The organism is Rivularia sp. UHCC 0363, from assembly GCF_034931125.1.
Lineage (GTDB): Bacteria > Cyanobacteriota > Cyanobacteriia > Cyanobacteriales > Nostocaceae > Rivularia.
Map to the genome: position 1 here is coordinate 1 of NZ_JAYGHM010000065.1, position 21,010 is coordinate 21,010.

The 21,010-nt window shown below is 37.5% G+C and carries 20 protein-coding genes; 7 read left to right on the forward strand and 13 right to left on the reverse strand.

Features of this window, described 5'->3' with window-relative positions:
- Positions 1-328 precede the first annotated feature (328 nt).
- The gene (locus VB797_RS27445) at positions 329-979 is read left to right on the forward strand and encodes a hypothetical protein (protein WP_323240938.1); all 651 of its coding nucleotides are present in this window, start codon (positions 329-331) and stop codon (positions 977-979) included.
- A 221-nt stretch (positions 980-1,200) separates the two neighbouring features.
- On the opposite strand, the gene VB797_RS27450 is transcribed toward VB797_RS27445, so the two are convergent.
- The 4 genes from VB797_RS27450 to VB797_RS27465 form a co-directional block, all read right to left on the reverse strand.
- Entirely contained in the window at positions 1,201-2,562 is a 1,362-nt protein-coding gene (locus VB797_RS27450) for a PrsW family glutamic-type intramembrane protease (RefSeq protein WP_323240939.1), read from the reverse strand.
- Between the two features lie 391 nt (positions 2,563-2,953).
- The gene (locus VB797_RS27455) at positions 2,954-4,000 is read right to left on the reverse strand and encodes an anthranilate phosphoribosyltransferase family protein (RefSeq protein ID WP_323240940.1); all 1,047 of its coding nucleotides are present in this window, start codon (positions 3,998-4,000) and stop codon (positions 2,954-2,956) included.
- Positions 4,001-4,204: 204 nt separating this feature from the next.
- Positions 4,205-5,143, reverse strand: coding sequence for a LysR family transcriptional regulator (locus tag VB797_RS27460; RefSeq protein WP_323240941.1), 939 nt, complete (start codon positions 5,141-5,143; stop codon positions 4,205-4,207).
- Between the two features lie 367 nt (positions 5,144-5,510).
- Complete coding sequence (locus tag VB797_RS27465; RefSeq protein WP_323240942.1) at positions 5,511-5,927, reverse strand: ubiquinol-cytochrome c reductase iron-sulfur subunit; 417 nt, start codon at positions 5,925-5,927, stop codon at positions 5,511-5,513.
- 204 nt (positions 5,928-6,131) lie between these two features.
- Between VB797_RS27465 and VB797_RS27470 the strand changes: the two genes are divergently transcribed.
- Complete coding sequence (locus VB797_RS27470) at positions 6,132-6,590, forward strand: phosphate-starvation-inducible PsiE family protein (protein ID WP_323240943.1); 459 nt, start codon at positions 6,132-6,134, stop codon at positions 6,588-6,590.
- Positions 6,591-6,595: 5 nt separating this feature from the next.
- Here VB797_RS27470 and VB797_RS27475 read toward each other — a convergent pair whose 3' ends face one another.
- The 6 genes from VB797_RS27475 to VB797_RS27500 form a co-directional block, all read right to left on the reverse strand.
- The gene (locus VB797_RS27475) at positions 6,596-7,501 is read right to left on the reverse strand and encodes an MBL fold metallo-hydrolase (protein ID WP_323240944.1); all 906 of its coding nucleotides are present in this window, start codon (positions 7,499-7,501) and stop codon (positions 6,596-6,598) included.
- Between the two features lie 5 nt (positions 7,502-7,506).
- Positions 7,507-7,896 carry an aspartate 1-decarboxylase gene (panD, locus tag VB797_RS27480; protein ID WP_323240945.1) on the reverse strand — a complete coding sequence of 130 codons (390 nt, stop codon included), beginning with the start codon at positions 7,894-7,896 and terminating at the stop codon, positions 7,507-7,509.
- Positions 7,897-7,933: 37 nt separating this feature from the next.
- Positions 7,934-8,476: an inorganic diphosphatase gene (locus tag VB797_RS27485; RefSeq protein ID WP_323240946.1), complete on the reverse strand. Its 543-nt coding sequence runs from the start codon at positions 8,474-8,476 to the stop codon at positions 7,934-7,936.
- Between the two features lie 491 nt (positions 8,477-8,967).
- Entirely contained in the window at positions 8,968-9,234 is a 267-nt protein-coding gene (locus VB797_RS27490) for a hypothetical protein (RefSeq protein ID WP_416350941.1), read from the reverse strand.
- Positions 9,235-10,185: 951 nt separating this feature from the next.
- Positions 10,186-11,157 (reverse strand): DUF362 domain-containing protein, encoded by a 972-nt coding sequence (locus VB797_RS27495; RefSeq protein WP_323240947.1) that lies wholly within the window; start codon positions 11,155-11,157, stop codon positions 10,186-10,188.
- 169 nt (positions 11,158-11,326) lie between these two features.
- Positions 11,327-12,730: an aspartate ammonia-lyase gene (locus VB797_RS27500; protein WP_323240948.1), complete on the reverse strand. Its 1,404-nt coding sequence runs from the start codon at positions 12,728-12,730 to the stop codon at positions 11,327-11,329.
- A 227-nt stretch (positions 12,731-12,957) separates the two neighbouring features.
- On the opposite strand from VB797_RS27500, the gene pgsA reads away from it, so the two are divergent.
- Together pgsA and VB797_RS27510 are read left to right on the forward strand one after the other, a co-directional pair.
- Positions 12,958-13,491, forward strand: a complete 534-nt coding sequence (pgsA, locus tag VB797_RS27505) for a CDP-diacylglycerol--glycerol-3-phosphate 3-phosphatidyltransferase (RefSeq protein WP_323240949.1) — start codon at positions 12,958-12,960, stop codon at positions 13,489-13,491.
- Entirely contained in the window at positions 13,488-13,619 is a 132-nt protein-coding gene (locus tag VB797_RS27510) for a hypothetical protein (protein ID WP_323240950.1), read from the forward strand. The genes pgsA and VB797_RS27510 overlap by 4 nt, the downstream gene beginning before the upstream one ends.
- On the opposite strand, the gene VB797_RS27515 is transcribed toward VB797_RS27510, so the two are convergent.
- The 3 genes from VB797_RS27515 to VB797_RS27525 all read right to left on the reverse strand — a co-directional run bounded on the left by VB797_RS27515 (position 13,611) and on the right by VB797_RS27525 (position 16,718).
- Positions 13,611-13,985, reverse strand: a complete 375-nt coding sequence (locus VB797_RS27515; protein ID WP_323240951.1) for a hypothetical protein — start codon at positions 13,983-13,985, stop codon at positions 13,611-13,613. The two genes, VB797_RS27510 and VB797_RS27515, sit on opposite strands and share 9 nt — an antisense overlap.
- A gap of 437 nt (positions 13,986-14,422) precedes the next feature.
- Positions 14,423-15,637, reverse strand: a complete 1,215-nt coding sequence (locus VB797_RS27520) for an FAD-dependent monooxygenase (RefSeq protein ID WP_323240973.1) — start codon at positions 15,635-15,637, stop codon at positions 14,423-14,425.
- Between the two features lie 142 nt (positions 15,638-15,779).
- Positions 15,780-16,718 (reverse strand): NAD-dependent epimerase/dehydratase family protein, encoded by a 939-nt coding sequence (locus VB797_RS27525; protein ID WP_323240952.1) that lies wholly within the window; start codon positions 16,716-16,718, stop codon positions 15,780-15,782.
- 476 nt (positions 16,719-17,194) lie between these two features.
- Between VB797_RS27525 and VB797_RS27530 the strand changes: the two genes are divergently transcribed.
- The 3 genes from VB797_RS27530 (at position 17,195) to gmd (ending at position 20,949) form a co-directional block, all read left to right on the forward strand.
- Positions 17,195-18,340, forward strand: a complete 1,146-nt coding sequence (locus tag VB797_RS27530; RefSeq protein ID WP_323240953.1) for a glycosyltransferase — start codon at positions 17,195-17,197, stop codon at positions 18,338-18,340.
- A gap of 115 nt (positions 18,341-18,455) precedes the next feature.
- Positions 18,456-19,187, forward strand: coding sequence for a sugar transferase (locus tag VB797_RS27535; RefSeq protein ID WP_323240974.1), 732 nt, complete (start codon positions 18,456-18,458; stop codon positions 19,185-19,187).
- 682 nt (positions 19,188-19,869) lie between these two features.
- Entirely contained in the window at positions 19,870-20,949 is a 1,080-nt protein-coding gene (gene gmd, locus VB797_RS27540; protein ID WP_323240954.1) for a GDP-mannose 4,6-dehydratase, read from the forward strand.
- Positions 20,950-21,010 lie beyond the last annotated feature (61 nt).

Genomic DNA, 21,010 nt, shown 5'->3' on the forward strand with positions numbered 1-21,010 from the left:
CCAAACTTACTACTTACAAGATTTATCCACCTATGGTACGACTTGGATTTTACGTTCGGGTGGCTGGGAACAAATCTACAGACGCGAAATACCTTTAGAATCGGGAATGCACTTAAAATTTGGCAGCACTAAAAGTCAAATTTGGGAATTTCGGATTGAAAATTAGATATTTACCAAATTGGTACTATTTCTCTTTCACGTATTAACATAGACGCTACTTGAAGTTAGAAACTTATAACGGTAGATAAAATAAAATTTCAGTTTGCGGAAACCTCATATTGAGTGCTGTAGCTGTCAATACTCTAATTCATTCACCAGGAGACAACACATGACTGACAAAATTAAAGGTTTAACAAATCACAATTTATCTCTAATCGAATTGGATTTACTCGCAACCTTACTTGAACCAGAAGATAATACTTACCCTTGGAATCCCTACGAAGAAAATACCGAAGCTTATTTTAATCAACTCGAAGAGCAATTCCCCATGCAGGATTTGCTGGACGAGGAACTAAATACACGCTGCGAAGGTTTTCACAATCAATTAGATGCCCTGTGGTCTAAAGTCGAATCGTCAGCACAATTTGATTGTAATACAAATACTACAATAGCGGTAAAGCTTCAAAAAAATTTACAAAAAGAGTTTTGCAATCGCATACCGTCATATTGGATCAATTTGATTGCTCAGAAAGCCGCAGAAATTTTCAATGCAAAACAGCCAATAGCAGAACAACTTATTGAATGCGTACAATCTGTATTTCCAAGTTTAGAGGTTGACGACATTATGGTTTTAGCACGTCCGTTAACTTACGCAACTAGAAGCGGTTCGCGCACTAAAGTTGAATCAACACTAGCTAATTACAATCAAGACCAAAATAGTGAATGGGCAGCTTTGTCAGAAATTGAACAAGCAAAAATTGGTTTAGCTATTGCTTATCATGCACTCAAGCAGTTAGATAGTTTTCAAACAGAAGAGTAAAATTCTCTCGCCATTTCCTGCTTTAATTGCAACACAAATGCAATCTAATTGCGTTACTAATGATTGCGGCTATAGTATTTTTAGTGTTTTTATTTCTTAGGATAGATTTATCCATCATACTTAAACAGTAAGATAATTGATTATCCTATCTCATCTATCAAAAGACATATTGATAATGAGCTATGAGTAAATTTTAAGAATAATTAATAATTGATAATTGATTACTTGTTTTCAAAAAATCGAGTAGCAAAATTCTGTTCGCGATTGGGTGAAAGCGCTCTTGCTTTAAGAATTGCAGCCATTAAAAAAGCATAAGATAGCACACCCACGATGACTAGGAATAAACCGCTGATAGCTCCAGTTGCATTCCATAAAGCGTGAAGCGCTGACGCACTAAGGTATCCAACCAATAGAATTTGCCCTCCTAATTTTGGTTTAAGCACGGCTAAACCAATGAAATACCCAAGGTATCCGCTGTAAGCCATATGTCCGGCAACAGAACCTAGAATTCGCGGAATCAGTAACTGTAGACCTACTAATTGTCCCGTCTCAGTTCCGGCTTGAATAGCGGCGGCTTGAGTAACTTCCGGCACGTATTGACCGAGTGTTTCTAACAGGGTAAAGCCCACAGCAGAAGCTGCTCCAAGTAAGATTCCATCTAAGGGTTCCCAAACACCTACACGTTCTCGCCAAGGGGAAGACAATCCTAAACCAATAAAGTATATACCAATAACTGGTAAAGCTTTTAGTAGTTCTTCCATTAAACCAGCGCCGAAAAACATCCGCACCAGCCATTCTGTAAAGGTGATTGATTCTTGTCCAGAAGGTAGACTACCGGGTAAAATTTCGCGAAATATAAAAATAAATAGATCTAATATTGGACTAAGTAAAATTAAAGTTGTAGATAAAGCTACGCCTAATAAAACCCACCAAGGTTTGTGCTTACCACATAACTGATAAATAAAATAATAAGCGGCGAAGGCAATATAAACAGCAACTATTATTTGATTTGCTTGCGGTCTTCCTACCGTAGCAAACATTAGTACTACAAATATGACAGTTAAAATTCCAGGTATTAGGTAGGCTTTACGAGTTAAATCTTTACCTGTAGAAATGATCGGAAATAATTGAGTAAAGCTTACTGAATCTGGTTTGGAATAGTTTGGGGAATTTGAGGTCGAATGCATTGGTGTTCCAGCAGAAATGGTTGTTTTTTGTTCAACTATTTCCCTACCAAAAACCAATTGAGGTCCATCGTACCCCAAAGTAATGCGATCGCCAGGAAAAATTTGCTGGCATTCCTGCAAGCGTTTTCCGTTTAAGTAAGTACCATTAGCGCTATTTAAGTCGCAGAGTATCCAACTGATTTCACCATCGGGGGATAAATTTAAGGGACGAACTACCGCATGACGGCGAGATACCATGCGATACTGTAATGCATCTAATACAACTTGACAGTGAGGATCGCGCCCAATTACTGCCTCTGAAGTTGGAATTAGTGAGTAGCCTTGACAAACTGTTTCTAATTCCTTACCAGACACTAGCCGCAGAAATGCATTCTGTCTTGCGTTTTTGCCTGTCATCGAGTCAGTATTATTTCTCAACTATAATAGATGGATCTTGTAAACAGTAAGACTTAAGCACACAACTTTATTTTTAACTTTTCATGCCGCTTAATACACTATAGTTCACGCTTCGCTCTTCATTTCAAATTTATAATTAAAAGTCCTGCTTAACTTAAAATCAGTCTTACCCTAACCTTTAGTCTACGCTACCGGAGACTACATATCATTTTTTTAATTGTAAAATTTACGCATTGAGTAGGTGATAGAAAAAGCCTTTTTTATGTAGTTTGATTTAATTGTATATTTAAAGTCTTGACTCTTGGGAGAATTGGAGAATTGGGCATCGGGAGTAGGAAGTAGAGAGGAGCGAAAAGTGCTGGCATAAAAGGTACTCAATAGCCAAAATTATTTAGGATATGGAATTAACTGCTTGCTGCAATTCTTGAAGTTTTTTCAACACTGCACCAGAGTAAAATAATTCTTTGGCTTTTGTTAAACCGGATGACATATCAGTACAAATTCCGCAAAGCCATAAATAAAACCCACCATTCCATAATGCTGTTTGCATCAGTTCTGATGGTTTACCTTGCAAAACTAATTTCATTTCTGATAATAATTCTTCAGTACTACCCAAAGGTACGTTTTGAGTAGTAAAGCCGTATTCCCGAGGAACTAAAAGTAATCTTTCTATGGGATTTGCGGCATTTCCCAAACCAATAATCGCAGTGCGATCGCGAGGTAAATCGCAACTACCTTCTAAACCCTTGACTGTTGTAAATTTAGTGATCCCCATTTCAGATAAAGTTGCTCTGAACCTTTCCTCAGTTGGTGGATGAACAAACCCGGTAACGATATGAGCATTACCAGCATAAGGACACCAAATTAATTCCATAGTAGCAAAAGGCGGACGCTTCCCGATTTGATCGCGGTATTCCCAAATACTTTTAGTTAAGGGAAAATGCAGGGGTGTATAAACAAACCCGATCCCTACTTTTTCCATCACTTGCTGCGTTTGAGGTAATTCTAATTTCCAGTCAACACCTAAACCTTGCCAAATTTCTATCAAAGGAAGACCGTATTTTGTAGGAAGGCGATCGCCACCATGCATAATTACATTTTGCCCACAGCAAGCTAATAATAAAGCTGTTATCGGACTAATTGGTGCGGTGCGGGTTCTGCCATCATAAGGTATACCAAAAACTATAGCCGATTGCTCGTCGTTGATTGGTTGTAATGTTGGTCCAAGTTCGTTATAAGCATCCAACATTCCCGCTAACTCTTCGCTGGTAGGTCGTTTGATGCGGTGTGCAATTAAAAAAGCACCAATTTGTGCTGGTGTTGCTTCACCCAAAAGCATCATTTTGGTTGCTAAGAAAGCTTCAGCGCGAGTTAAATCTTTATTTGTATGTTCCCCACTACCTATTTTTTTTAGTAAATCTCTAAATAAATTGCTCATAATTTTTTTCAATTATCAATTAACAAGGGAATAGGGAATAGGTAATAGGGAATAGGGAACAATTCTTAATAAGCTGTCGCGTATTTAATTTGTATATGGCAAGCGAGCAAGATACTCACACTACAATAATCTGGTGTTTATGTGTTATTCAATTTAGCTGCACATCAGCTTAACTCCTAACTCCTAACTCCTAACTCCTAACTCCTAACTCATAACTTTTTGAATTTGTTTTGGTATACGTTCGCAAACTAGATTCCAGAAATACTGTATAGGAGGAATTTGCAAGCGGTCTTGGGTTGTTACTATTACTACTTGACGAGTTAAAGATGCACTGTTGACAGAACCATTGTTGTTAATAAAAAAAGGACGCACCGCAAGACTGGGGTCAAAACGGGCTTCAATTAATGCTGAACTTGGTAATAAAGCGATTAATTCTCCTTGACGTACTACTCCCCGGAAAGCATCTAAGGTATTAACTTCTAAAGCTGCTTTGAGTAATGTGTCGGTTTGGTCGAATTGATTTTGTACTAACCGCTGCATTCCATAACCTTCTTTAAAAATTACTTGGGGATAACGGATTAATTCCGACCAAGGAATGCATTTATATTCAGCTAATGGATGATTGACTGATACTAAAACTTCTATAGGTTCTTCATAAAGTACTTCCATAACCATTTCTTTACTTGCAGTTAGGAAACGATTATTCATCACAATTGCTAAATCCACAAGTCCATCTTTGAGAACTTTTAATGCGCGATCGCTACCTAATGATGTTACCCGTAATTGTACGTTGGGATATTGGTGGCAAAATGATTGCAGCAAAGGTGGAAAATAATAAGCACATACTGACGGAATACAGGCAATACAAAGTTCTGGCTGTTTACCTGCGATTAAATCGGTTATTTCCTGTCTCGCAGTTTGCCACTCTAAACAAATTTTACGGGCGCGAGGCAATAATGTCTCACCTGCTACCGTCAATTTTGACTGACTGGTTCTGTGAAACAATTCAAATCCCAAATCTGCTTCCAGCGACTGAATTTGACGACTGATGGTAGATTGGGTCACGCTACATTTGTGCGCTGCTTTCTGAAAGCTGCCACTATCGGTGATCGCTAAGAAGGCTTGCAACTGTTCTAGCCGCATTTTTAAGTAGCTGTAGTTACATTTACGTAAATGTAATTTAACGTATTTTTATTGGATATTTAGTAGATTTTGTTACATATATTTTTTACTTCCCAACTTTTAATCGGGCTATATGTGTTGGTAATTCTACTTTAATAGCAGTATTTTACGGTGTTTAAGTCAATTGTTACAAGTCTTTTTTATGGAAATAGTATCAATTAATTTTGCGAATAGAAGTATATAAGGCAAAATTTACTTTACCAAACTTATAACTCTTTACTCCCTATTCACTATTCCCTACCTCAATAAGTTAAATAATTACTGAATCAAAACCGCATCACCGTCAATATTCCCTATTCACTATTCCCTACCTCAATAAGTTAAATAATTACTGAATCAAAACCGCATCACCGTCAATCTTGACTGCATAGGTTTTTAAAGGTGCAGTAGCTGGTGCAGCTTGAACTTTTCCATCAACGCTAAATTCAGAACCATGACAGGGACAAACAAATTTATTCGTATCGCTTTTCCATTCAACCGTACAACCTGCATGGGTACATTTGGGGTTAACCGCAACTAAATCATTTTGTTGCGAAGTCTTAACTACTAAGACTTCTCCTACAGGTGTATTTTTTGCAAGTAACTTACCATTTGCGTTTAATTCATTAGAACTACCAATTTTTTGCCATTTTTGATCTGGGGCATTTTGCGTTGTTTCTTTTGAGGAACAAGCTGCAATAGCGATAGGTAGACAAGTCGCTATCCAGCCTGCACCAACCCAGTTTAAGAAGTTACGACGGTTCATGTTTGTAATTTTTTTTGTTTGACGTAAGGAACAGTTTGTGCGATCGCAAGCAGTCTTTAAAGTTATTTAATTAATGTACCAATGATTGTTTATAGTTATAAATGTGGAATTTTACTTATTCCTTATATTTAATTGTTTGTATTTATTTTTACACAAAAATTCACGTTTATTTATATCAATATTTATTGTTGTAAGGGATGAACTATGAGAAGTTTGTTTAGACAAATTCGTAAGTATGTCAAAAATGAGAATTTTTTACATGGTATTGAAAATATTGAAGAAATAGTTGCCAAGCTGCTATCAATAACGATGATAGTAGTAGTGTTTATTGCGATTATAGATTTGGTATTTTATATCATAAATAAGTTATTGATTTGGAATATTAACGAAGCAAGTTTTAATAACAATTTATTTAAAACCTTCGGATTGTTTTTAAATATTTTAATTGCTTTAGAAATATTAGAAAATATTACTGCTTATTTGAGAAAACACGTTATTCATGTTGAATTAGTCATTGCAACTTCTTTAATTGCTGTAGCCAGAAAGATTATTATTTTAGATTTGAGTAAAACGAACGGTTTACAGGTGATCGGTTTAGGTGTGGCAGTTTTCGCTTTATCAATCAGCTATTGGATTATCCGACGCAGCCACCGTAGAACCTAATTATTTTAATTATTCAAGCAACCAACAGATATAATCATACCTTCATGAGCTAAAAATGCTTGTTCAAAGTCAGATTTAAGCTCTGTTTGAACACTATCTAAAAAATCATCGCTATCATTTGGATGATGGTTGGAAAATACAAGTTGTTTAACTCCCGCTTTACGAGCTAAATTTACAGCAATTTCCCAATGAGGATAAATTGGTGTTTGTGAGTCGCGGTTTGAAGAAATGTAATTAGGGTTGGCAACTAGCAGGTCTACTCCTTGAGCTAACCTGATTATATTATCAGCATCTAAATCATCTATTTTAGACTGTAAATCGGTGATGTAAGCAACGCTATATTCTCCCCATGTAATTCTATAGCCAATAGACTTTTGAATATGATTAATTAATGCCATTTGTACTGTTACATCATCTATATCTACCACTTTATCTGGGGTCAAATTATAAAATTGCAGTTGTGACTGCATGACTTGTAAAGGGTAGGGAAAATGAGGTAGTAACATCTGGTCGCTAAGTGATTGCTTGATTGATGCACCATTAGAAGCAGCCGTACCGTAAATATGCAAGTAGTTTTGAGGTGCAAATGCAGGAGCAAAGAAAGGAAAACCCTGAATCCGGTTTGTTTGAGCGTTGGTAAAGAATAAATGGGCTGTTAGTTGTTGCTGTTGTTGCAGCCAGCTTTTTCCTAACATTCGCAATCCTGTACCACCATCAAAAATCAAATTCTTTCCCCCAACTTGCATTTCCACGCAAGCAGTATTACCCCCATAGGCTTTAGTCTCTTCACCTGGAGTCGGGATTAAACCCCGCACTCCCCAAAATTTGACCAAAAATCTATTAGCTGAATCGTCGGAAGAATTTTCTTGAACGCTGACTTGATGATGTTGCGATGGCTGTATATTTGACATTTTTTCTACGTAATTGTCTTACCGAGCAGGTCATCGTAGTGTCGCACTTCTAACAATTTGTTTTTGTCGTCTACGATGACAACTGTGGGAGAGAAACTTTTGATTTCTTCCGGAGTTAACTGCCCGTAAGACATTATAATCAAGCGGTCGCCTTTTATGCCTAGACGTGCCGCAGCCCCATTTAGTTCAATTGCTCCAGAATTAGCGATAGCCGGGATTGCATAAGTAACGAAGCGCTCGCCGTTAGTTACGTTCACTACCTGTACCTGCTCGTAAGGTAAAATACCAGCTTCATCCAAAAGTGTTTGGTCTATGCTGATACTGCCTATATAATTAAGATTAGCTTCAGTGAGAGTACAGTTGTGAATTTTAGCTAGAAGAAGCGTGCGCTGCATTGGTTAATTAACTTTTGAGGGCAAAGGGATAATGTAATCAGCTAGTTTCGGACTCGGAGTCTCTACCTTTTTCGCTACCTGCTTTGATGCATTGTTCTACTAATGGTGCGACTTTATCGACATCCTGCCAACCAAGAATCTCGGTGACTTTTTTCTCTAAGTTTTTGTAACTGCGGAAAAATTCTTCGATTTCATCAAGTCTATGGGGAGCTAAGTCTTTAATAGATTTAACGTGGGCATAACGTGGATCTTTGTCTGGTACGCAAAGAATTTTTTCATCGCGATCGCCACCGTCAATCATTTCTAACATTCCGATGGGTCGTGCTGCAATTACACAACCGGGGAAGGTTGGCTCGTCCATTATTACCATACCATCGAGGGGGTCGCCATCATCGGCCAAAGTATTAGGTACGAAACCATAGTCATAGGGATATTGGACTGATGAGTAAAGTACTCTATCTAAGGCAAAAGCCTGCAAATCTTTGTCATATTCATACTTATTTTTACTTCCGCCAGTAATTTCGATCAAGACGTTTATTAAACCGGGTTTTGGTTGGGCTGGAATACGAGATAAGTCCACAGATTTACTCCTAAAGCTTTGATTAATTCTCGACGAGAGTTTGGAGGCTCCCCCGTGTAGAATTTTAGGTCAATATGGACTTCCGGATAAAGTAGTTTATCCCCTCGATATCAAAAAGCCGAATTCATCGGACTAAGACGCTACTATCTAATTTTGACAATCTTAGTACTTACATACCATCAAAAAAAATACCCGCAGCCTAGAAGGCTGGGGCTAATATTGCAAAGCCTACCTGCATAGGTCGTCATTAGGCACATCTTTGCAGGAATGGCTGCAATTGTCACAAAACCCCGGTTGGTGCGTGACACTAAAACCTTATTATTGCGTTAAAAATCAAACATAGTGTCACAGCACCCTACGAGCAGAATATGCCTTTTTGCTAAGTCCTACTTTATAAAGAAATTGCAAAAAGCATTTTGACCATACTCATTTATGAGTAGAGAGACAAAATCATTTTCATGTGAATTACTTTGATTAATTGCTACATTAAGTTACTTTTTCTTCGAGAAGCCCGAAGCGTGCTTATTCATTTTATAAATGGATGAAATTTCACTTCTTATTAATTCTCTATCATTGTCAGTTCTTTGCAAGTTATAGGTTAATGGTTGCCGGTTATTTTGAACGCCGTTTGAAGAGTAATGACCAATTACAAACATCGGTAACGTCAAAGTTAACATAGCAATCGCTGTTCCTACAACGTCTGCCAAACGTTGGGAAGGTAATTCCTCAATATTGGCAGACTGACTGTTTGAGTCCATATAAATTATTTAGCTCTTTACTTCACTAGTTGCTACGGTTCTCTCTGATGAGAGAGTTGTTACTATTTTAGCTTTTTTTCTGACCGCAAACTCTCTATTGTTTAAGAATTTCAATGAGTTTTGACAGTCAATTTATATATTTCTTTATACTTGAAACTCTTGATACCAGGTAAGACAAAAATATATTTTTAAAAATCTTGTAACTTATCTCGCATTTTGCTTCCGTATTGCCTGGGATTGTTACAGCTTATATTAATTAAATCTCATGCAAAAAAAAATACATATTGTTTATTTATTAATATTAACTTTAAATCATAAGCGGGTCAATATCATCTTTCTTTAGGATGATAAAGTCTTATCTATCGGGGGTTTAAGCTTCTCCGGAAGAAAAATATTAATTGTTTGAAATTGAAAAATCTTTGAGTATACTTTAGTCTTTGTGCGTCATCATCAGTAATTACACCCAAAATAAATTGTTGATCGTATGCTTTAAGAATTAAACTTTATTAATAATTCTATACCGCGTAATTACACCATAATTAAATAGTTTTTAAGTGAGAGTAAGTAACCATTATCTACTAATAATCTTTACATTTAAGTCGGTAAAAATAATTATAAATTAAGGCAATATTGCTATTTAAGTGCGCTTAACAGCAGGATAATAATATCCGGATGATTTCTTAAAATTTTTCAAAGGGTTATAGATAATTAAGTACTGTTTTAATGCAGGTTAAATCTAAGCTATTGAGTGTTATCAATGCAAACTATAAGAAATAAAATTTAGATGACAATTTACAACAATAATCCGGATTAAAAAAACCGCCACTAAAATAAATAGGGCGGTCTGGTTAAGCAATCGGAGGGTATTTATAGCTTACTCTGCTAGCACATAAAATTGCTGTAGCTAAGTTTGCACTTGTAATCCAAAATTTGCAGTTTAAAACAATTAATTTAACGGATGCTATAAGCGCTCATTTTTTCTTTGATAAACCTAATGTAAAGATGCCTAAAAGTAGATTTAATCACGCGGGGCATTCCAAAATCAATCGGCATAAATTTCGAGGGTAGTTGCCAATCATCTATTTGCAGCAAGTCAGGATGTAGCTGAACAAAATTGATCGCATCTAGTTCTGGACAAATTCCCAATCGCATTGAAGCAGCAACGGTAGGTACTTGTTCGGGAGGAACATTTAAAATTTCTACCATCGCTCGATCTAAAGCAAATACATTTGTTGATGCACCCAAAATTCCTAAAGGACGAGGTTCACCACCGCTCGGACCGTTGCCTTCATGCCCGATAATTCCGTCTATAATTGTTAAGTTAGGGTTAATAGCTTTAGCAGTTTCTACCAACATTTCTCCAAAACGGTTGGCATCTTTCCCTGCTTCCATGTGCCACCAAGCTTTCATTTTACCCGGTACGCAACCAAATAAGTTTTTGACTCCTAAAGTCAATACCAACTGAGAATGAGATTTTACTTTGGGTAGGTTTATAACTACATCAGCTTCCATCGTCTCTTTTGACAACAGCAGATGGTTAAACTTGTTGTTGGCGATTTCGTAACGCTTACCGTGAAAGTCTACGATCGGAAGATTGAGTTCTTCTAAAATGACTTCATATCCATTAGCGATCGCAACTCCCTTAGCGCTACCAAATGCGGGACTGTCTCCCAAAAACGGCTTACCACCAGCATCCATTACCATAGTTGCCACCGCATAAACCATTTCTGGGCGCGTGGTACATTCAGAAGTAGGACGCGAACCCGTAAGCAAATTGGGTTTAAGTAAAACGCGATCGCCATTTTTTACAAATGCTGCGATTCCACCCAAGGGTTCTAGCAAAGTTTCTAAAGATTCCCTTAATAGTTCCACTTCATAAGAAGTAGCCCTAATTAAACTGACGGATGGTGTTTGAGTCTGCATTGATCTAGTTTTTCATTCTGTGGTTTTGTCACAGCTTAACTTAATCGTATTTTTACCTTCAGCGATCGGTAAAAACTAGGGACACTTTTTCAGGTGGACTTTGGGATTTTGGATTTTAGATTTTGGATTTTAGATTTTGGATTGAGAGTCAGGAGTTAGGAATTATTAGTTACTGCTCACTGACGATGGCGCTCATTTGTTCCAAGTTCAAGACTTCTGCTAATTCTTGTTCGCTCATTAATCCTTTTTCTAGTACAATCTTTCTTAGAGATTTGCCTGTTTCCATTGATTCTTTGGCGATCGCGGCTGCATTAAGATATCCAATATGTGGATTTAATGCCGTTACTAAAGCCAAACTTCCTTCGGCGTAGGCTAAACAACGTTCCTGTAAAGCTGTAATTCCTTTGATGCAGCGATTCGTGAGTGCTTCAACGGTGTTGCCCAGTATTTCAATACTGTGAATCAAATCGTAGGCAATCAACGGCATCATCACGTTCAGTTCTAATTGTCCTGCTTGTGCGGCGTAATTAATTGCAGTGTCGTAACCCATGATCTGAAAACACACCATTGATGTCATCTCAGCCATCACCGGATTATATTTTCCAGGCATAATTGACGAACCGGGTTGCACTGGCGGTAATTGAATTTCTTTTAAGCCAGTTTTTGGTCCCGAATCCATTAAACGCAAATCGTGGGATATTTTGACTAAATCTTGAGCTAAATTGCGTAAAGCACCGGATACGTTAACAAATGGTGCCATACTTTGCATTGCAGCCATGAGATGGGTCGCTTCCTTTAAAGGAGTATTGATTAGTCTTGAAAGAATTTTAACCGCACCTACGCGATATTGGGGATGGGTGTTTAACCCCGTACCCGCTGCACTTCCCCCCAAACCCAGCACTATTAAATCCGCAGCAGCGGTATTAATTCGGTTTTGATGTTCTCGAAGAATCTGCTCCCAAGCGGCAAAAGTATCACCTAGACGTACTGGTACGGCATCTTGTAAATGAGTCCGACCGGATTTGACAATATGTTTAAATTCTGTAGCTTTTTGTGACAAAGTATTAATGGCATTATCTAAGGCAGGATACAACGTCTGGGAAAGAGCCAAAAGTCCACCAATTCTAATTGCTGTGGGGATCACATCGTTGGTAGACTGCCCGTAGTTAACGTGGTCGTTGGGACTAACTCGTTTATAGTTACCCTTCTCGTCTCCTAAAATTTCCAAAGCGCGATTTGCTAGCACTTCGTTCACATTCATATGATGGGAAGTTCCAGCACCTGCTTGATACACATCGACCACAAACTGGTCGCGAAACTTGCCCGCGAGTATTTCATCAGCGGCTTGTACAATAGCTTGAGCAACATCTTGGGGTATACAACCCAATTCACTATTAACCATTGCTGTAGCCTTTTTAATGATGATGCAGGCATCCACGTAAGTAGATAAAGGCTTAATGCCGCTGATAGCAAAGTTTTCCGTTGCTCGTAGAGTTTGAATACCGTAATAAGCGCTACTAGGAATTTGGCGATCGCCCATTGAGTCGCTTTCGATGCGAAATTGTGCAGTCATGGTGTTCAGTTAACAGTCAACAGTTAACAGTTACCAGTTATCGGGAATAGTAGACATTTTTTATTATTAATTCTTAATTTGTTTCGATATTATTGCCTTTTATGGTCTGTTAAAAGTTAGTAGGGAGTAGGGAATGGGGAACGGGGAATAATAATTAAAACTCTAAACTCATAACTTCTAACTTCTAAACCTCAATCCAAAATCCAAAATCTAAAATCTAAAATCGAATGACTCTTCCAAACTGGATTACTTTCTCTCGCTTGCTAGGGATACCGTTTATTATTTATGGTTTGCAAAATCCTACACCCCAAGCAAGATGGATCTGTTTTGCAATTTTTGTTGTTGCTGCGGCTACAGACTGGTTAGATGGTTATCTAGCGAGAAAGCTTAACCAGGTAAGCGATTTAGGAAAATTTCTTGACCCCTTGGTAGATAAATTGCTGGTGCTTGCTCCTTTATTGTCTTTGATTGAACTAGGACAAATTCCAGCATGGGGAGTATTTTTAATATTAGGACGAGAATTAGCGATCGCAGGTTGGAGAGTTAGTCAACCAAAAATCAGTGGTGCGAATATTTGGGGAAAGCTCAAAACCGTAACTCAAATAATTGCGATCGCGCTTTTGATTGCTCCTTTATCTCCAGAATGGGAATTACCTTCTTTGATTGCTTTTTGGGTATCTGTTGCTTTAACTTTGATTAGTGGTGCAATTTATCTTTTACCGCAAAAGACAGTGGAAGATGGTCAAGTTGTTGTGGAATGAATCCGAAAAAAGCCACCCGTAGCGATTGGAAAATACAGCCGATGTCAGAGTTGAAAATTCAGCTACAAGTTGAGAAAATTTTTACTTTGGAAGAATATGAATACCTCTGTATCAGAAAGTTATTCTAAAAGCACGCATTTCACACTGTACTCTTGCTTAATTTTATTTTTGAAAGTTTGGATGTTCATCCCCATCTGGTTTAGGTGGTCTGTCGTAACACCTTGAGCAATAACACAATTATCTTTACCCCACAAGTTAAAACCTAATTGGTGCGTACTAATTAAGGTTCGGTTTGAGTCTTCAGGTGTAGAGGTTTCTAATTGTTTAGCTTTTGTAGAAACACTTTCATCTGTCGAACCTAAATTTTGTGCAATGCTTTTTTGCAAATCGGGAAAATACGAGCCAACTATCACTGCAAAGAATATTGGTACCGTAATTACGCCTAAAATCGTCAATCCAGTGCGGCTAAAAAGGTTTATATCTTTATCTTGCATGGTAAAAGTGTTTCAAATAATTCATATTAACCATGCGTGCGCTTAAACAACATCAGCATTTATTCTGATGGCAAATTTCTCAGTCCTCTTTAGAGGACTTTTGCTATTAGACAGAGAATTGCATTCTCTGGCGGATTGATGGTTTGAAACTGATATGATAATAATCATCAAATATTGCTTGTTTATCCACAATCATGATGTTGGGTTACGACACGATTAATATAAATTTTCGTTACAAATCAAATTGGTTTTCGTGTCTAACCCAACCTACTAGCTGATACTATAATAATCATCAAATATTGCTTGTTTATCTACAATTATAATGTTGGGTTACGACACGATTAATATAGCTTTTTGTTACCAATTAAATTGGTTTTTGTGTCTAACCCAACCTACTCCCTATTCCCTATTCCCTATTCCCTATTCCCTATATTTGATTAAACTTCCAATTTCACCTGAGTTACACCTTGACGCATTTTACGCTGTCTCTGTATCCAAGAAAGTCGAACTGCTTTGCTTACTAAACGAGCTAATTTAAAAACAATTTTGCGTAAAAATAGATTTTTTGGCAATAATTCATGTTGCCTACCTTCTTCTTTTTGCAACTGTTGAATGCGAATAATTTCTGGTTCTCTTTCTTTCTGAATTTTTGAAAATACTCGATCAATTTGTTTGTTGTCGGCTTCTGCAAGCAACGCGGGTACAAGATGATTTACTGTGACAATTACATCGCGTAATGCAACATTAATTCCTTGAGCGCGAATGGGAGACATGGGGTGAGCAGCATCACCTAAAAGTAAAACTCCTGAAGTATGCCAAGATGGACAAAGACCTACTATCACTGATAATTTAATGGGTTTTTCGATAGAATCTGCATGGTTAAGGAAATGTTCTGCTAACCATGAAGGTGATATTGATGCAAACTTTTTTGCCCATTCAGTTTTCGTTATTTCGCTAATCTTTTGAATGTTTTGATCGGCAGTTAATGTCCAACCAAGATGAAGTTTTCCCGGTTCGGCTCCATGAAATACAGCAAATGCATTTTCACCGTCTCCAATGGCAGAAAATACATTATCTGCGACAAAACGAGGATTTGCAGCTAGTTTAAACCACAGTAGATCCATAGTTTTTGGCTGTTGTTCTAATTTCAATCCGGCGCGTTGTCTAATGATAGAATTACGACCATCAGCACCAATTACTATATCTGCTGCAATTTCTCTTCCATCTGCTAATTTAATTCCTGCGACACGATGATCAATTGATAGCAAATCTTTAACAGCTACACCTTGGATAAATTCAAAATGATTGTATTTTTGAGCTTCTAAAATCAACTTTTCAAGTAAAGGTGGTTGAGAAACTAAAGTACATGGTTGAGTGTCAGCTTCTATCGGTTCATCTACCCGAAATAAAGATTTTTTGTTTAAAATAAATTCCCATGCATCAAGTTGTCGATGAGGAATTTGTTCGAGTATTTCTGATAATCCCATTTCCGACAGAGCATTTAAACCACTCGGCATTAATCCTTCTCCACGAAATATTCGATGGAAGTCAGAAGCAGCTTCAACTAATGTTACTGAAATACCTCTTTGTACGAGCATTAAAGCAAGAGTTACACCAGTCGGACCAGCTCCTGCGATCGCAATTTTCATTATTTTTTAAGAAAGGGAGTAGGGAGTAGGGAGTAGGGAATAGGGAATAGGGAATGTTGAGTTACGACACGATTAATATAGATTCTGGTTATAAATTAAATTTTGTTTTCGTGTCTAACCCAACCTAAGAGGTTTTTACAATCATTTAACCCATCGCTTTTAAAATTTCCTCGTCAGTTGAAAAATCAATTTCTTTTTGATCTCGCTCCGATGTCAAATAATCGTTTTTAAATGAATCTTTTAATCCAGAAACTAAATCGTAATCTGGATGCCAATCTAATTGTGTCATGGCTTTGTTAACTGATGCAAAAAAGTGCTGCATTCTCATTGGGAAGGCTTTCCGCTTGCCAAAATCAAACTTTTTGGGGTCATAATGGACTATTTGAATATCATCCGGTGATTTACCCGCAGCTTCAGCACAAGCACGAGCTAAACCGTCAAAGGTAACGTAACGATTTCCCGAAATGTTGTAAATTTGGTTGATTGCTGTAGAATTTCCGATAATTTGAGACATTGCCTTTGCTAAGTCTTTGACATGACCCAACTGAGTAATATGCAATCCATTACCAGGAATCGGAAGCGGACGATCGCGAGTAATTCTATCGAAGAACCAAGCTTCTAAATCGTTGTAGTTTTGCGGTCCGTAAATATAGGTGGGACGAATTGAGGTAAAGGGAAAGCCATTTTCTGCGAGAAAGCTTTCTGTATGATGTTTACCTTTGTGACGACTTTTAGGGTCTACTACATCTCCTTCTATATGAGGTAATATGTCAGACTTGAGATAAACTCCAGCAGAACTCATGTATACGAAATGCTGCAAGCGGTTTTGAAAAATTTCTGCTAATGGTTGAGTATCAGTAAGTTCGCGTCCGTTGTTGTCAAAAATGACATCAAAATTCTCGTTGGTTAACTTTTCTTTTAACTGGTTTGGGTCAGTGCGATCGCCCTTTATTTGCGTTACATTCTCCACAGGTAAGGGATGATTACCGCGATTAAAAAGCACTACCTCGTGTCCTTGTTCTACTAATATTTGAGTCAAATAGACACCGATAAACCGAGTGCCTCCCATGATTAAAATTCGCATTGAATTCCTGCTATATATGCTACTTGTGCTTAAAAAATCTGAAGATAAAGCATTAATAGTTTAAGTAAAAAACTTTACATATTCTTTGAACTATAAAAACTTGATCCTTTTTGAGATTATCAGGTTGCGGTATATTTGGAGGAACTTATATTGTGAAAATTACGTCACCAGAATGGTTATTAATCTTCCGTTTACTTTAAAAAACGAGAAAATACATTCTGACCGCATGGCAAATAAAATTGCTGGTTCTAAGAACAAGCGTAGATTCCTTGAATGCAAGAGGTTTTTTCAACAAGTAAAACCTCGCTGACCTAATCAGAAAATGTTGAGGAGCAGAATATGTGGAAATATCCAGCAAAGAAGTTTAAGCTATCTTCATTGCATACAAGTAAATATAAGCTTGAAGACGCGATCGATGTCTTGGAATGGTAAATCCATCAATAATTGCAAATGTTCTTTACCGATGAATGCTAACTGTGCCTTTAAAGTATGCTTTGGTGCATGAGTGGCTTACACCATTAGCAACGGGTGGTTCGGAACTCGTAGTACGGGAAATTTTGAATCATATTGATGCTGACTTGTATGCTCTCATTGATTTTGAATCTAGTAATCCGGAAAGTTATTTATACAAACGACAAATTGGCACAACATTCTTACAGCATTTTCCCGCAGCAAAGCAAGGTGTCCAAAAATACTTGCCTTTTTTACCATTGGCGATCGAACAGCTAGATTTGCGTCAATATGATGTAATTCTTTCTTCTTCTCATGCCGTTGCCAAGGGGGTTTTGACGACTCCCGATCAAATACATATTTGCTACTGTCATAGTCCCATGCGCTACGCTTGGGATTTAACTTTTGATTATTTGCGAGAAAGCAAGCTGGGAAAAGGTATGGCTGGATGGGCAACGCGCTATCTACTTCATAGTCTAAGGCAGTGGGATGTATTGAGCGCTAATCGCGTTGATTACTTTATTGCCAATTCCGCGCATACCGCACGTAGAATTTGGCGATGTTACAGAAGAGACGCAGCTATTATATATCCGCCAGTAAATACCGATGATTTTCCTTTCTTATCTCAAAAGCAGGATTTTTACCTTACGGTTTCCCGGTTGGTGAGTTATAAGCAAGTAACTTTAATTGTCAAAGCTTTTAATAAATTAAACAAGCCTTTGGTAATAATTGGCACTGGTAATGATATGGATAAAATCAGTAAGATAGCTAAATCCAACATCCAAATACTAGGATGGCAGCCCGATGATATGGTAAAAAAATATATGGCCAATGCCCGAGGTTTTGTCTATGCTGCTTGTGAGGACTTTGGTATTGCCTTAGTTGAAGCACAAGCTTGCGGTACCCCGGTAATTGCCTATGGTGCTGGTGGTGCTTTGGAAACAGTGCGGGATATTCGTTCTCATGGAGATACAGGAACGGGTACATTTTTCAATCAGCAAACAGAAGCATCTTTAATCGAAGCAGTAGAAACTTTTGAAGCTAACAGAGAAAAATTTAATCCTGAATATGCTAAAAAGCACGCTGCTCAATTCTCCAAGCAAATGTTTGCTTCTCGTTATCTCAACTTTGTACATACGTGTAAAGAAAAAAGTAATAAAAGGGAGAATTAACTTGATTCTCCATTTGAAAATGTGAGGATAAAGTAAATTTGCTTCCTAAGCACTTTTAGAAGCTCCATTAGCTTTAAGATTGGGACTATGTGTGGTGTGGATTGTAAAGAGTATGATGACGGCACAGACCTCACTTCTCTCCGGTAAGATTACGCGTACTTTCTTAAAACGCGGTCACCAAAAAAGCAAGCCAAAATTTAGACCCCTAGGTTTTTATTTTGAAGCTTTGAACGGAGAGAAAGCTAAGCGACTGTTCGATATAATATTTTCCCTGTTAGTACTTATTCTGTTTTCTCCTGTTTACTTAATTCTGGCTTTGCTGATTGCTTTAAGCTCCAAAGGACCAATTTTTTATATTCAGGAACGAGTCGGGAAAAATTACAAGCGGTTTAATTGTATAAAATTTCGCACAATGGTAACTAATGCCGACGAAATTTTGATACAAATGATGGAAACATCACCTCAGTTCCAGCAGGAATGGAAGAGCAATTTTAAGCTGAAAAAAGATCCTAGAATTACCATTATTGGTAAGTTTTTGCGAATCACTAGTTTAGATGAATTTCCTCAGTTTTGGAATGTTCTCAAGGGAGATATGAGTGTTGTGGGACCTCGACCTCTGGTAGCAGAAGAATTGCCCAAATATGGATGTCACATCAATGAAATTTTAACTATTAGACCTGGAATTACCGGCTTGTGGCAAGTTTCCGGCCGTAATGACATTCCTTATCCTAAAAGAGTTCAAATAGATTTGTACTATGTCAAGTGTAAAAGTTTTTGGCTAGATTTATGGATTATTTTGAAAACATTTGGCGTTGTCGTAATACCAAAAGATAACGGAGCTTATTAAAATTAAGGCTCTATTTTTATTATGGGAGCAGCCAAGCTCCATTTAATCTGGCTGCTATTTTTTTGTCTAAAAATGATTTTGGGAATAGGGAATAGGGAATAGGTAGTAGGGAATAGGGAATAGGGAATAGGGAATAGGGAATAGGAAGTAGGGAAAAGAACGAATCGCGTAAATAATGTTATTTAAACAAACGATTTATATCGCTTTAGCTGTAACTATATTAACCCGAACAATGGCAGTTCGACTGTTTTAAATACTACTTTTACTTAAAAAATACCGTGTACTACTTTTAACTTTATATTCCTAAAAATCCAACCTCTATTTCATAAAAAATATTCTATTTAATTGTGTTTTAAATAACAAACATTAATTTTGAAATGTAATTTTTGTCGCTGTGTGATTTCGGAAATTTTATAAAAAATTAATGCTAGCTTTATACAGTCACCAAAAATATAAAGTATTCGTGAAGATTAAAAAAATGTACTGGATACATAATAGATCTCTCGTTACCGTTTGAAGGGTTTACTTTGAAAACACGCGAGACAGCATATTTACTTAGGCGATCGCGATATTACGCAAATAAAACTCGTAAGTTTCCCATTGGGCAAGCAAGTGCATTCCTGTTAGTTTATACCAGGCTACCTGTATTAATTTCATTAAAATATACGAGGAATAAAGGAGAATGACCCAAAATAAGCGAGCGTTGATTACTGGTATTACCGGACAAGACGGTTCTTATCTAAGTGAGTATTTATTAGATCAAGGTTACGAAGTACACGGTATTATTCGCCGTACTTCCACATTCAACACAGACCGTATCGACCATATTTATGAAGATCCCCATAAAGAAGGAGTTAAGTTATTTCTTCATTACGGTGACTTGACTGATGGTACGACGCTACGCCGCATTCTTGAAGAAGTCAAGCCGGTAGAAATCTATAATTTGGGCGCTCAATCCCATGTACGGGTAAGCTTTGACTCACCTGAATATACTGTGGATGCTGTAGGAATGGGTACCCTACGTTTGCTCGAAGCAATCCGCGACTATCAACAACGCACTGGTATTGAAGTACGCTTCTATCAAGCTGGTTCTTCAGAAATGTTCGGTTTGGTACAAGCAGTACCGCAGTCAGAAACAACCCCATTCTATCCTCGTAGTCCTTATGCTTGTGCAAAGGTTTACAGCCACTGGCAAACTATTAATTACCGCGAATCTTACAATATGTTCGCCTGTAATGGTATTTTGTTTAACCATGAATCACCGCGTCGGGGTGAAACCTTCGTAACCCGCAAAATTACTAGAGCGGTTGCTCGGATTGTTGCTGGTAAGCAAAAGAATATTTATATGGGTAATCTGGACTCCAAGAGAGACTGGGGTTATGCAAAAGATTACGTAAAGGCAATGTGGTTGATGTTGCAGCAAGACGAGCCAGAAGATTTTGTAATTGCCACAAACGAAACTCATTCTGTAAAAGAATTTCTAGAATTAGCATTTAATTATGTAAATCTTGACTGGCAAAAGTATGTAGAATTTGACGAGCGTTATTTACGTCCTGCGGAAGTAGATTTGTTGATTGGAGATTCTTCTAAAGCTAGGAAAAAGCTGGGTTGGACTCCATCAGTAACTTTTGAACAACTTGTAGCTTTAATGGTAGAAGCCGATCTGCAAGCTTTGGGTCTTACCTCTCCTGGTGACAAAGTAGGTGAAGCGATTAAAGATAATGCGATGATTCGTCAAGAATTGGGCGCACTACATATGTAGAATTTTGGATTTTAGATTTTAGATTTTAGATTAGTCTTGATGGTTGTTCGCAGCAGTTCGA

Coding starts and splice junctions, on each gene's coding strand:
- VB797_RS27445 (WP_323240938.1), top strand. CDS start 329: ATGACTGACAAAATTAAAGGTTTAACAAATCACAATTTATCTCTAATC.
- VB797_RS27450 (WP_323240939.1), bottom strand. CDS start 2,562: ATGACAGGCAAAAACGCAAGACAGAATGCATTTCTGCGGCTAGTGTCT.
- VB797_RS27455 (WP_323240940.1), bottom strand. CDS start 4,000: ATGAGCAATTTATTTAGAGATTTACTAAAAAAAATAGGTAGTGGGGAA.
- VB797_RS27460 (WP_323240941.1), bottom strand. CDS start 5,143: ATGCGGCTAGAACAGTTGCAAGCCTTCTTAGCGATCACCGATAGTGGC.
- VB797_RS27465 (WP_323240942.1), bottom strand. CDS start 5,927: ATGAACCGTCGTAACTTCTTAAACTGGGTTGGTGCAGGCTGGATAGCG.
- VB797_RS27470 (WP_323240943.1), top strand. CDS start 6,132: ATGAGAAGTTTGTTTAGACAAATTCGTAAGTATGTCAAAAATGAGAAT.
- VB797_RS27475 (WP_323240944.1), bottom strand. CDS start 7,501: ATGTCAAATATACAGCCATCGCAACATCATCAAGTCAGCGTTCAAGAA.
- panD (WP_323240945.1), bottom strand. CDS start 7,896: ATGCAGCGCACGCTTCTTCTAGCTAAAATTCACAACTGTACTCTCACT.
- VB797_RS27490 (WP_416350941.1), bottom strand. CDS start 9,234: ATGGACTCAAACAGTCAGTCTGCCAATATTGAGGAATTACCTTCCCAA.
- VB797_RS27495 (WP_323240947.1), bottom strand. CDS start 11,157: ATGCAGACTCAAACACCATCCGTCAGTTTAATTAGGGCTACTTCTTAT.
- VB797_RS27500 (WP_323240948.1), bottom strand. CDS start 12,730: ATGACTGCACAATTTCGCATCGAAAGCGACTCAATGGGCGATCGCCAA.
- pgsA (WP_323240949.1), top strand. CDS start 12,958: ATGACTCTTCCAAACTGGATTACTTTCTCTCGCTTGCTAGGGATACCG.
- VB797_RS27510 (WP_323240950.1), top strand. CDS start 13,488: ATGAATCCGAAAAAAGCCACCCGTAGCGATTGGAAAATACAGCCGATG.
- VB797_RS27515 (WP_323240951.1), bottom strand. CDS start 13,985: ATGCAAGATAAAGATATAAACCTTTTTAGCCGCACTGGATTGACGATT.
- VB797_RS27525 (WP_323240952.1), bottom strand. CDS start 16,718: ATGCGAATTTTAATCATGGGAGGCACTCGGTTTATCGGTGTCTATTTG.
- VB797_RS27535 (WP_323240974.1), top strand. CDS start 18,456: ATGACGGCACAGACCTCACTTCTCTCCGGTAAGATTACGCGTACTTTC.
- gmd (WP_323240954.1), top strand. CDS start 19,870: ATGACCCAAAATAAGCGAGCGTTGATTACTGGTATTACCGGACAAGAC.